Annotated in this window: 8 protein-coding genes; all 8 read left to right on the plus strand. The window is 46.7% G+C overall.

What is annotated here, in order from left to right; all coding sequences use genetic code 11:
- Positions 1 to 88 precede the first annotated feature (88 nt).
- Positions 89 to 2,257 (plus strand): glycoside hydrolase family 6 protein, encoded by a 2,169-nt coding sequence (locus FKV70_RS01065; protein ID WP_142611552.1) that lies wholly within the window; start codon positions 89 to 91, stop codon positions 2,255 to 2,257.
- 418 nt (positions 2,258 to 2,675) lie between these two features.
- A complete protein-coding gene (locus FKV70_RS01070; RefSeq protein WP_142611553.1) occupies positions 2,676 to 5,351 on the plus strand; it encodes a PAS domain S-box protein in 2,676 nt (891 codons plus the stop codon).
- Positions 5,352 to 5,512: 161 nt separating this feature from the next.
- Positions 5,513 to 5,902: a GntR family transcriptional regulator gene (locus FKV70_RS01075; protein WP_142611554.1), complete on the plus strand. Its 390-nt coding sequence runs from the start codon at positions 5,513 to 5,515 to the stop codon at positions 5,900 to 5,902.
- Positions 5,895 to 6,797 (plus strand): ABC transporter ATP-binding protein, encoded by a 903-nt coding sequence (locus FKV70_RS01080; RefSeq protein WP_142611555.1) that lies wholly within the window; start codon positions 5,895 to 5,897, stop codon positions 6,795 to 6,797. Before FKV70_RS01075 ends, FKV70_RS01080 begins: the two co-directional genes overlap by 8 nt.
- On the plus strand, positions 6,772 to 8,871 hold the full coding sequence (locus tag FKV70_RS01085) for a DUF6449 domain-containing protein (RefSeq protein ID WP_142611556.1): 2,100 nt from the start codon (positions 6,772 to 6,774) through the stop codon (positions 8,869 to 8,871). The genes FKV70_RS01080 and FKV70_RS01085 overlap by 26 nt, the downstream gene beginning before the upstream one ends.
- A 213-nt stretch (positions 8,872 to 9,084) precedes the next feature.
- Positions 9,085 to 9,849: a class I SAM-dependent methyltransferase gene (locus tag FKV70_RS01090; RefSeq protein WP_142611557.1), complete on the plus strand. Its 765-nt coding sequence runs from the start codon at positions 9,085 to 9,087 to the stop codon at positions 9,847 to 9,849.
- 429 nt (positions 9,850 to 10,278) lie between these two features.
- Complete coding sequence (locus FKV70_RS01095) at positions 10,279 to 11,733, plus strand: PstS family phosphate ABC transporter substrate-binding protein (RefSeq protein WP_142611558.1); 1,455 nt, start codon at positions 10,279 to 10,281, stop codon at positions 11,731 to 11,733.
- Positions 11,734 to 11,894: 161 nt separating this feature from the next.
- Positions 11,895 to 13,187, plus strand: a complete 1,293-nt coding sequence (locus FKV70_RS01100; RefSeq protein ID WP_142611559.1) for a WD40/YVTN/BNR-like repeat-containing protein — start codon at positions 11,895 to 11,897, stop codon at positions 13,185 to 13,187.
- Positions 13,188 to 13,198: the final 11 nt, after the last annotated feature.

Genomic DNA, 13,198 nt, shown 5'->3' on the forward strand with positions numbered 1-13,198 from the left:
GTGGAAAGAGAGTAGGCGTAACACACATTTAATCATATAACAATCAGGTGCCGACATAGGAAGATTAACAAAATCTACGGAAAGATAGGTGAAGCAATTGAAAACAAAGCAAGTGCTTCGTAAAGGAATGAAGTATGCTTTTGCGCTATCACTCGTCGCAAGCAGCTTTCTACCAGGTGCAGGATTTACGGATAAAATACATGCAGAATCCCATGTCGATAATCCTTACCAAGGAGCGACAAAATATGTTAACCCTGATTATGCGGCTAGTGTCGACACATCGATTGCCAAGGTTACAGATGCGAACCTGAAGGCAAAAATGCAAACGGTCAAAACGTTCCCGACAGCCGTATGGCTTGATCGTATTGCTGCTATTAACGGTGGTGGGGGCAAGCTTGGCTTGGAAGCGCATTTGGACCAAGTATTGGCGCAAAAGAAAGGCAACATGCCGATTACTGCGGAATTCATTGTGTATGATCTGCCCGGACGAGATTGTCATGCCTTGGCTTCCAATGGTGAATTGCCGTTGACTCAGGCAGGTCTGGAAACGTACAAAAAGGATTATATTGACAAAATCGCTTCTATTTTTGCGAATCCCAAATATAAGGATATTCGCATCGTAGCGATCATTGAACCGGACAGTTTGCCAAATCTGGTAACCAATCTGGATACTCCCCAATGTGGACAAGCCAAATCTACAGGAATTTATGAGGCTGGCGTTAAATACACAATGAATAAGCTGAACGAGATTCCGAATGTGTACAAATACGTGGATATCGGTCACTCTGGCTGGTTAGGTTGGGATAACAACCGTGCAGCAACGGTATCTCTGTTTACCACTATCTTCAAAGATACTAGCAAAGGTTTGTCCAGTGTGGATGGCTTTATCACGAATACAGCCAATACTTCACCGTTGACAGAACCGAATCTGCCTGATCCCAACCTGAATATTGGCGGGCAGCCGATCAAATCGTCCAAATTCTACGAATGGAATCCTAATTTCGATGAATCGGATTTCGCAGAGTCCTTGCATAGAGATTTTGTCAATGCAGGCTGGCCAAGCTCGCTCGGCATGTTAATTGATACCGGCCGTAATGGATGGGGGGGACCTAACCGTCCGACTTCCGCAGTCGGCAATGATATTAACTCCTATGTAAACTCAGGTCGTGTGGACAAACGTTCGCACCGTGGTAACTGGTGTAATAGCAGCGGAGCAGGGATGGGAACACCGCCACAAACGGCTCCAGCTGGCCATATCGATGCCTATGTCTGGGCGAAACCTCCAGGGGATTCCGATGGTTCCAGTTCACTCATTCCGAACGATGAGGGCAAAGGCTTTGACCGTATGTGTGATCCTACCTATACAACCAAGGATGGCACATTAACGGATGCTTTGCCGAATGCACCTATTTCAGGAGCATGGTTCCATGATCAGTTTGTAATGCTGGTACAAAATGCGTACCCTGCAATCGTGCCTTCCAGTGGTGGTGTAGACCCAGCGCCTACAGCTCCAGCTGTACCTTCAGGCTTAAAGGCTGTTGTGGGTAATGCCCAAGTAACGCTGACTTGGAATGCGTCTACTGGTGCCGACAGCTACACGGTAAAACGTGCCACTAGCGAAGCAGGTCCTTTTACAACCGTTGCACCTCTTGTTACTGCAAGAGAGTACACGGATAAAGGGCTGACGAACGGAACAACTTACTTCTATGTTGTAAGTGCTACGAATGCAAAAGGAACAAGTAAGGATTCCGCAACGGTAAGCGCTGAACCCAAAGGTACACCGACCGATCCAACCGACCCTACTGATCCTACAGAGCCAGCAGGTGATTTGGTTGTCATGTATCGGGCCGGGGACACCGATCCAGCGAATAACGCGGCCAAGCCTTTTTTTAACCTGAAAAATAAAGGGACAACACCGGTGAAGCTGAGTGAGCTTAAAATCCGCTACTACTTCACAAAAGATGGCAGCCAAGAGCTGCAATCTGCGGTAGACTGGGCGCAAGTAGGTAATGATAACGTACTGCGTACCATTACAGACAAGTATATTGAACTCGGTTTCAGTGCTGCTGCCGGTACGCTTGCTGCTGGGGCGCAAACAGGTGATATTCAGATCCGCATGAACCATAGCGACTGGTCTAATCTGAATGAATCCAATGACTACTCTTTCGATCCAACCAAAACCTCTTATGCTGAATGGAACAAAGTTACGTTGTTCCACAACGATAAGCTGGTATGGGGAATCGAGCCTAGGATGTAGGTGGAATTTGCATTGTACACTTGAGTAATTGAAATGGATGGTTAAAAAGGTTGCGGCACAACTGCCGTAGCCTTTTTTTAACGTCTTCGAATAAAGAATTCGATGACCAAGGGAATAAGCATTCAAATTGTGTATAATGAAAAAAAAGAATGCTGTTCTACTAATGGAGGGTTCATGGGCAAAAAGTTAATCTTAGACTGAGAGTGAAGCTCAAGCACCGACTACGGTAGATGTGGCGCTTCAAGTAGACGCAGAGCGATTTTTGCGTCATTTTCTTAGCCGGGTGGTATAAAAAAATAATCTAAAGATTGCCGATGAACCTGCATCGGCAATCTTTGTGCATATATGTTTTAATTACTTTCATATTAAAATAGGGCTAGTTAGAAAAACTGCCGAACCACAAAGGAGGAGATTCATTGTGTTTTCTGCTGCTCGGCGACTGCCTTTGCTGGAACATATGTATAATCATGCCCCGACAGGAATCGTGATTTTGTCGAGGGAGGGGAAGTGTCTGTACGTCAATCCCGCCTTTTGCAAAATGGTCGGATATGAGCAGGAGGAATTACTGGATATCCGATATTACCATCTTTTGTATCATGAGGCTCAGGATCAGCAAGGGTTGAGGGAGGCCTATGCAGGCTGGCTAAAGGCAACGGATCAAGTCTACAAGACAGAGCTGCGTTTAAAGCATAAACGGGGAACAACCGTCTGGCTAGCGCTGGAATTAACCATATTTGATGATGAGGCTACCGAGCAGTCTTATTTGATTGCGTATGCAATGGATATCACGGAGAAAAAGGACATGGAGCAGGTGCTTTCGGACAATGAGGATTTGTACATGTTGATTACCGAAAATACGCCGGATGTCATCTCCTACAGCACGGCAGACGGCGTACTTCAATATATTTCTCCTTCGGTGGAAAAACTTCTTGGCTATACGAAACAGGAGATGCTTGGGAAAAAACGATTGCAATTTTACCATGTCGAAGATGCCGATTACATGCGTGTACATGGAATGTTCAAGGAAACAGGCATCATGAAGCGGCGTGTCCGTCATAAGGACGGGCACTACTTGTGGCTGGAGGTATCGTTCCGCGTTATTCGGGATGAGCGAGGCAAAATCAAGCGGGTTCTGTCCATTGGCCGGAATATCACAGAGCGACAAAAGAGCGAGGAGAACCTGGCCAAAGCTCAACAGTTGGCGATGTTCGGCTCCTGGGATTGGGATCTGGTCAACAATGTTATGCATTTTTCCAAGGAATTTCGCAGCATATTTGGCTATCTCGTCAAGCCGGTTGAAACAAGTATTGACGCCTTCATGAAGGCGATTCATCCTGAAGATACAGAACGGATGAAACAGATTATCAACAACGTTATTTTAAAGGGAATTCACGAAGAAACCTTTTACCGGATCGTATTGCCCACTGGGGAACAGAAGGTACTGCGTTCGATCTGGGAAGCTGAGATGGACGAGCAGGCAGGCAAGCCTGTTCAAGTGGTCGGAATGATACAGGACGTTACAGAGCACCGGGAAATCGAGCAGCGTCTTCGTGAAAGTGAAAACCGTTATAAGTCCCTATTCCAGCATAATCCGCTTGGGATATGCGCTATGGATATGGAAGGTCATATTTTGAGTGTGAATCCAAGTCTGGAGCAGCTTACGGGTTATACGAGGGATGAGCTGCTTGGATCTGAACTCCTTGTAATGGCTTCCTCTGAGGAACAGGACAAAATCAAGCGTCATATGGAACTGGCCAGACAGGGGGAGACACAAACCTATGAATCGGAATTCATACATAAGGAGGGGGAGCGTCTATTCATCAAGATGACTCATATCCCGATTTTCGTGCAAGAGGACATTGTAGGCTGCTACGGGATTATAGAAAATGTGACCCCTCTTAAAAACTACATCGCTCAAATTGAAAAGCTCAGCAACGAGCATTCGCTCATTTTGAATGCGGTATCCGAAGGAATTGTGGGTTTGAGTACCGAAGGACATGTCCGCTTTATGAATCCGGCAGCTGTCGAGATGTTCGGCGTAGGCTCAGCCAATCCGCTGAACAGTTCATGTATAGACATGATTCGCCATGCTAACGAAATAGGCAGCCATTTTCCAGACGAGCAGGCTTCTATTCTGCAAGCGATTCGCAGCGGCGCTTCTTATCAGGCAGAGGAAGCTGTATTTTGGAAAAAAGACGGGTCCAGTTTTCTGGCCTCCTACCGAATCAGCCCTTTGATGGATAACGGTGAGCGAAAAGGAGCTGTGATGGTTTTTGTAGACAGGACGAATGAAAAGGAGATTATTCGGGCTAAGGAGTCGGCCGAACGTGCCGATCGGGCCAAGTCTGAATTTCTGTCTGTGATGAGTCATGAGCTGCGTACACCGATGAATGGCATTATAGGTATGGCAGGGTTGCTGGCAGACACCGAATTAGATGAGGAGCAGCGCAGCTATATTGATATTATTACCAGCAGTAGCAACGCTTTAATGCAGATATTGAATGAGATCCTGGATTTGAGCAAAATCGAAGCTGGCAAAATGTCATTGCTGCATGAGTCTTTTGTGCTTGGGGAAGTGGTTGGCAGTGTAGCTGACCTTTTCATGACGCAGGCTATGGAAAAAGGCCTCCAGCTAGAATGGCATGTAGATCAGGAAATACCAGGGATGCTGGTCGGTGACCATGTGCGTATCCGACAGATATTGGTGAACTTGGTGAGCAATGCGATCAAATTTACGGAGCGGGGGCGTGTAAATATTTTTGTGGAGAGAAAGGCCTACAGCCGCCGTAAAAAGAAATGCCTGATTGAGTTCAGTGTAACCGATACTGGAATCGGCATCCCGGCAGATCGTCAGCATCTATTGTTTCAGCCTTTTTCCCAGCTTCATCCGGCATTGAACCGGAAATATGGAGGGACAGGCCTCGGCTTGTCCATTTGCAAAAATCTGGTCAAGCTAATGGGGGGCTCTATTGGCGTGGACAGCGATGAGGCCAGAGGAGCAACATTCCGATTCCAGCTGGACCTAAAGCTGCCAGAGGGGCAGACGCTTGCGAATATAGACCGTGATCAGCCTTATGATTCAAAGGAAGGCTAAAAAGAAATAGCCGTGATGCAACCTGCATCACGGCTATTTCTGTAAGAAAGCAGCAAAGAAAAGATTGACAAACTGTTCTAACTGTACTATTAATGATAGTACAGTTAGAACAGTTGACCTATATAAATTGAATTTGAGTCAGTGTTGAAAGGAGGAAGTCCATGTTCGAGCTGGATATCCGCAGCCGCAAGCCGATCTATGAGCAGCTTATGGAAAAGGTCAAGGAAATGGTCGTGTACGGATCGCTTCAGCCGGATGAGCAATTGCCTTCTGTACGGGCGTTGTCCGCTCAACTTACGGTGAATCCGAATACGATTCAGAAGGCGTATCGCGAGCTGGAACGTGAAGGATATATCTATTCCGTTCAAGGCAAAGGCAGCTTTGTCACGCCTACCCAGCAGCCGCCGCAACAAATAAAGCGAGACGAGATCCGGGCGGCATTGTTAAAACAGATGATCGAAGCTGTCCATTTCGGTTTTACACAGCAGGAAGTGGACGACATATACGTGGAAGCTATGCAAACAAAGGAAAGGGGGATGTCCCTTGATTGAATTAAGGGAAGTCACAAAGACATTTACAGAAGAAAAAGCTGTTGACCAGCTAGCCCTTACGGTAAAGAAGGGCTCCATTTTTGGACTACTGGGCTCGAATGGGGCAGGGAAAACAACCTTGCTCAAAATCATTGCCGGAATTTATCGACCCGATGCTGGCAAGGTGTTAATCGGGGGACAGCCGGTATATGAGCAGCCTGAAGTCAAGCAGCACATTCTGTTTTTGCCGGATACCCCCTATTTCTTCCCGCAAGCGACAATTCGTCAGATGGCCAGGTTCTACCGCTCCATTTATCCAAGTTGGAGTGAGGAACGTTACAAACAGCTTACAGATATTTTCAAGCTGGACCCGAAGCGCAAGCTTCACCGTTTTTCCAAGGGGATGAAGCGTCAAGCCGCTTTTTTGCTTGCCTTGAGCTGTATGCCTGAGCTGCTGGTTTTGGATGAACCCATTGACGGTCTGGACCCGGTGATGCGTAGAATGATCAAAAATCTCTTGTTCCAAGAAACCGCTGCACGTGAGATGACTGTCGTAATCTCATCTCATAATTTGCGTGAGATTGAAGATATGTGTGATCATGTCGGCATTATGCACCAAGGACGGATGCTGCTGGAAAAAGAGGTTGACGACCTCAAATCTGATACGCATAAGGTGCAGGTTGCTTTTCGGGACAGCATGCATGAGGAAGCTGTCTGTGGTCAACTTTCGGTCGTACATAAGGAGCGAAGGGGCAGTGTTCTGCTGCTTATTATCCGGGGTGAGCGAGAGCGGATTACCGAGACGATTGAAGCGTATGAGCCGCATGTCTTCGATTTGCTGCCCCTGACGCTTGAGGAAATTTTCATTTATGAAATGGAGGACGCAGGTTATGACATCCAACCGATTCTTCTGTAGCGGCGGCGTAATTCGCCAATGTCTGAGACAGCATGGCTGGATCGGTCTATTGTACTTGGTAGGATTGCTGTTTACAGTACTACTGCCATTGTTTATGAGCATTGGTGATGAACAGCCACGAGTGGTTTTAAAAAGCTTGTTCGATAGCACTAACTCGGGTAATGAATTGCAAAAATTAATTTTAATGACCGTACCCGTGCTGGCAGGTGTGATGCTGCTTCGTTTTGTTCAGCGACAGGGGCCATCCGATTTGTATCACAGCCTACCTTTGCGTAGAGAGCATTTATTAACATCACATGTAATTAGCGGTCTTATTCTTTTACTTGTACCTGTATGGCTGACTGCGGGAGTAACCGCTTGGGTTAACACGTCAGTCGAACTGCCTTATATTTTTCAAATTAATGACGTTGGATCGTGGGCTTTGGTCGTGTCCGTCCTTACGATTTTCTTGTTTACTTTTACTGTGTTTGTAGGGATTTGCGTGGGACAATCGTTGCTACAGACCGTAGTAGTGTATGTTTTGCTCCTATTGCCTCAGTTTCTATTCATGATGATAGGGCGTTTTCTGGAACGTAATTTATACGGATATGTGCGGGTGCGAGAAACCGTCGTTCAATATATTAATGGTGGGGAGTTTCGCAGCAATAATAATGTTTGGGAAAACTTATCGCCGTTTGTACGCATTATGGACAACTTGCCGCAGCGTGCCTTTTCCTACATGGAGCTACTTGCCTATTTAGGTGTTTCTCTGTTGTTTGTTGCCTTGAGTTATGGTTTGTATCGTAAACGCTTGGTCGAGAAGGCGACTCAGGCCATAGCATTTCCTTTCTTGCAGCCTTTGTTCAAGGCAGGAGTCACATTGTGCGCCATGCTTATACTAGGCGATTATTTTTATAATGCAGGTACAAGAGGAGCAGCAAATTGGTCGATTTTTGGGTATGCACTTGGAGCTGTTCTAGGCTATATCGTTGTAGAAATGGTCATCCGCAAGACGTGGCAAATTGTGCGTGTTCGAGCTTTGGTGGAAATGGTCGTGTACGGTGTGATCATGGGGCTGGTACTATATATCCCGATATCAGGTTGGTTGGGTTATGAGGGGCGGATTCCAACAGCACACTCCGTAGAAAAAGTTTATGTCGGACGAGAGGAACCTCTAGGGGGGGATGCACAGACAGAAGCTTATTACTCCCAAGACAGGGCCTATATCGCCTCTGTGCTGAATTTACATCGTGAACTCGTACGTGCACATGCAGCTGGCGAGAAAACATTGTCCAAAAACCTGGCCGTCGAATCGGCATTCATAGTCTACCGTTTGGATGATGGTTCCACCATGACTCGGCGCTATACATTCCCGGAGAAGCCTTTCCGGACAGAGCTGGCTAAAGTGATGGGAGCTGAGCCTTATAAAACGGTAAGATACAAGCTGGATAAGCTGCAAGAAAAAGCGGAGACGATTAATATCCAATCCGTAGATGATAATGAAAGACGAGTGGTTTTAACCAATCCAAAAGAAACTCGTGAATTTAAAGATATACTCAGAGAAGAAGTACTAAATATGAGTTATAGCGAAATGCAATCAGAGGAATATCCATTGGGGAGTATTTCTATTACAAATAAAGAATCATCTTCTACCCATAACGAACCGAGATGGCAGCGTGAAATTTCATTTAATTGGCCGGCTTCCTACCACAAGCTTACAGGTTGGCTAGAGCAAAAGGGGTATGCGGATAAGGTGATCATTGATTCCAAGGATATTTTTTCGATACGGGCTGTTCCTATTATTGCTGAAGAGCTTGAACCTTATCAACCCAATCAGTATATTGACGACTATAAACTATTTAAAAGCATCCAACAGAAGTACAAAGCAATAACGATTGAAGATCCGAAGCTGTGGAGCACTGTACTGGAAAAGCGTAGATCTAATAGCTTTACTCCAAATATGGCGAAAGGCACTTACCTGGTTCAGGTCAAGATCAAACCTTTATTTAGTTCAGATCCCCACACAGGCTATTACTATTTTACTCCAAACGATATGACACCGGAGCTTGCCAAGGCTTTACCAGCAGTTCCTTAAGCTCTAACGAAGGACATGATCTGGTTTGGATAGCATATGGACGGAGGTAGATGAACATGGGATGGTTCGGACACGATATATAACAACCTTATCGACGAGCAAGAGCTCCTCCACATCAGGGCTGACATCATAAAGGCACAGAGAGATACAACGTAGAACATATAAAGAGAAGAGTTCAATTATGTACAGTCCAATAGTGGAGGAGCAAAAAATATGAAATATACAGGAGACCGTGAATTTCTACAGTTGTTGGAGCATCATGGGCAGCCATTTTCCGGATGGGATTTTTCATTCATTTCGGATACGGGACGAGTGGCGAGCGAGCCTTTGGACTGGTCTTATGCCAGCAAGGCTTTGGCATTGATTCATTCCTCCAAAGCGATGCTGGATATGGGCACAGGCGGGGGAGAGCTATTGTCGCGGTTACGCCCTTTTCCAGAGATCGTTTGTGCGACAGAGGCATATGCACCGAACGTTCCTATCGCCAAGGCAAGATTGGAGCCGCTGGGTGTGCGCGTGATGGCTATACATGATGACGACTCCCTTCCGTTTGGCGATGCCGGGTTCGATCTTGTGCTGAACAAGCATGAGTCATTTTCGCCAGCGGAAGTGCGCCGTATTATGCGTCCAGGAGGTACGTTTTTGACTCAACAGGCGGGAGGCCTGGATTGTGCAGGCATTAACGCACGATTGGGAGCGCCTGATTACGTGTATGCGGACTGGACTCTTTCTAAAGCACTTGCAGGTTTGAAAAGCAATGGTTTTGAAATCGTAGAGCAGCGGGAGCAGTTTCCGACACAGCGATTTTACGATATTGGAGCGATTGTCTATTACTTAAAAGTAATTGAATGGCAGATTGCAGACTTCCAGCTAGAGAAATATATAGAACAGCTGTATGGTCTGTATTTGGATATTAAACGTGATGGGTACTGGGACGTGAAGCAACATCGTTTTTTGATCCATGCCAGAGCAATATAAAGAGGATTCGATACCAAAAAGCCTTTCCCGCGGGAGAGGCTTTTTTGGTTATACATATTAGGGTAAGAACAAGATCAGAAGCCACATGGCGGTTGGCAGTGAAATACCAATGGCTATTGCTATAAGGGCAAGGGGGTTCTGAGGTAACTTTTAAAGTCCTCCTCCTTGTCCTTTTTCTCATGATAGAACGCTACCTGTGTTGCAAAGCTGTGAAGTAGCTTGAGTGCTTCGTCGCTGGGAAGGGGTTGTAGGGAATGCCACAGATCATCGTGTGCTTTTTGGAGCAATGCAGCATCTGATGTATGGTTTGGCTGATCGGTTAAGGACATTTTTACCATCCTTTCGTATACTAATCTTTACCATAATTGTACAATGAAGAAGCAATGGCTGACAGGCTCATTTTCATTTATAAGATATAGGGGGATGTACATGTCTGAACCAAAGGGAGTTATAAGCAAGCCAGAAGAGGGCAATTCTGTGCGGATCGCATGGTTTTGGCCATGGCTGGTCGGTACGTTTATGTTTGGATTGTTTTCAGTCATGTTTAATGTTATTTGGAGTCTGCTTGTAGTACCTCAGGTGCAGTATTTGCTGAGGCACGAAAGTGTGACAGATATAACCGTGATTGTAGTATTGCTGCTATATGCATGGCTGGTTGGTCTCATTTTTGCGGCTTATGGTGCTTTGAGTGCACGTATGTCCAGCATGCATAAGCTTCCGCTGATGCTAACGGGGCTAGCATCATTATTATGCGGGCTGTGGTTGTGGATTATCGGAATACAAGGATCTGGTGGCCAACTTGCCGAAATGTCTGGAGGAGCGTGGGAGTTTTTTTCACTCTATCATGCTTGGGCGGAACCTGTACTGGAGGTATTGGGGTTATACACACAGCGTAGTGGAATTTGGTTTTTGCTGACTTCACTGCTACCCATAGCTGGCATGGTAGTCGGGGTTGGGGTAGATCGTTACCCAGCGGTGACCGACAAGCAAGGAAAGGTGGACCATAGATGGCAATGGGTTGTAGCTGCAATATCTGCTGCGCTCATTATTGTGCTGGTGATTACGATCATGCTTCCTCAACGTCCGTACATTGCGGAGAGGGATTTTCCGGTAGTCGATGGAGCTACAGCGGCCATTCCATTCGCGCAGGATATGCTGCATGAATTGACCGGAATGAGCAGGGTTCGTGCGGCCCACGAACTGAAATTCAACACAACACATCAGGCTTATGTCAATCTGATTGAAAAGAGGGCGGATCTGATCCTGGTGGCGGGTCCATCTGATGAGGAATTGCGTCTGGCGAAAAGTCGGGGAATCCAAATGAAGCTCACACCCATCGGGTGGGATGCATTTATTTTTCTCGTACATAAAAGCAATCCGGTTGACGGACTTTCTTCGGAGCAGGTGCGCAGCATATATGAAGGATCTATTCGTAACTGGAGTGAAGTAGGGGGAAAGAATCAGCCGATCATTGCTTATCAGCGTGAGGAAAATTCAGGGAGCCAAACCTACATGCAGAAGAAAGTGATGAAAGGTCATGACATGGCTGAACCGCCTCGGGAACTCCGAATTGGTATAATGGGTGAAATGATTAATGCAGTTGCTGATTTTAACAAGGATCATAATGCGCTCGGTTATTCATTTTATTATTTTGCAAATGTGATGCATAATCGTCAAGAGGTCAAATTTTTATCTATTGACGGAGTGGTGCCCGACAAAGAACATATTCGTTCGAAACAATATCCATTCACAGCTCAACTGTTTGTAGTTACACGCGAAGGCGAGGAACCACGTGCTTCTATGCAACGATTACTCGAATGGCTGCAAAGCGAAGCAGGAACGCAGGCTATCGAAAAGGGTGGCTTTGTTCCTGTAAACTCGTAATCCTATCTCGTAATCCTATATGGATGATCGCATACAGACAGTATCGTAGTTTCACCATAAGAGTGAAACCAGTACAGTAGGGTAATACATAGAGTATACTTTGCTGTGAATACAATGACCCGCGCAGCAGGTATATCAACAACATAAGGGGATGAACAAAAATGAAGAAAAAAACATCGGTTTGGGTGCTTTTGCTCGCCGTAGCCATAGTGGCAGCAGGTTGTGAAACAGGTTCAAAGACAGGACAACCGGCTCAGAACAAACCAAAGGATTCTGCATCGGCACAAGTCAAAGGTTCGGGAGCCGCTGTAGCTACACCGGAACAACAAACTGCTTCTGACGGTAAAAATAGCACAACCCCGTCTAGCACTGGCAAACCAGTGGAAACAGGAGGGCAGGCTTCGACAGGCGCTAATATAGCAAAGGTCCGCATGGACAATATTACTGCATTGCGATTGATCGACGGCCGATCCGGCTGGATCGGCGGTAATGGATGGATTGCCCGAACAGACGCGGCTGCATCTGGCTCAGTCGGTTCGGCTTGGAATGTGCAGTATCAAGGCCAGGGTACAGTCCAACAGATTTTTGCCTTGAATGGAGAGCAGGCCTGGGCTGTTATGGAAGATAGCGGTTCATTGCTGGCAACTTCCGATGGCGGTAAGCGTTGGGAAGCTGTCGGGACTGTGCCTAAGCAAGGACAAGCGGGATTCTTACACTTTGTATCTTCCAAAGAAGGATTCAGTGGCAACCAATATACCAAAGATGGAGGGCAAAACTGGTCGTCGCTCCCCGTTCCTGGTCACACGGTAGGGCAACCATATTACCATGATCGGCAAAACGGCTGGGCGGTAGCTCAGAAAACAGAAGGTTCGATCCAGATTTTACATACCGTTAACGGGGGCCAAAATTGGACTACCGTCATGTCGCGAACAACCGAAGGGCCTCTAAACGGAGTAACTATTCGTTCGGTAGAGCGGGGCAATGCATGGATTGAACTGGTTGGAGACACGGGGATGAATCAGACATCGTATTCGCTTTGGCATACTGCTGATCGTGGACAAAGCTGGGACATTGTACTGGCAAATTCCACCGCTGGCGGCGGCCCGGCACCAGGGGTTAGCCAGCAGGACAACCAGGTTCCTAAAAATGGAGGGACAGCACCAGGCATGCTCTATGCTGTTAACAGCAGTACCGCATTGATGGGAGGCTACTGTGCACCGTGCGACAAGCCTAATACGATTGGTTGGACCCATGACGGTGGCAAGACGTGGAACAACGGCAAGCAAGGCTTTGATGGTTATGGCAATCAGCAAATCGGGATGGCCAATGCCAAGGAAGGCTGGGCTATTTTCTCGGATTCAGAGAAGGCTCCAATTATGTATACCACTTCGGATGGTGGTCAGCACTGGACGCAGAGTCATGTATTTGACAAGCCTGTGACACCAAACTCCTAGGGAGGGAATGT

The sequence above is a fragment of the Paenibacillus ottowii genome (assembly GCF_006874425.1).
Classification (GTDB): Bacteria; Bacillota; Bacilli; order Paenibacillales; family Paenibacillaceae; genus Paenibacillus; species Paenibacillus ottowii.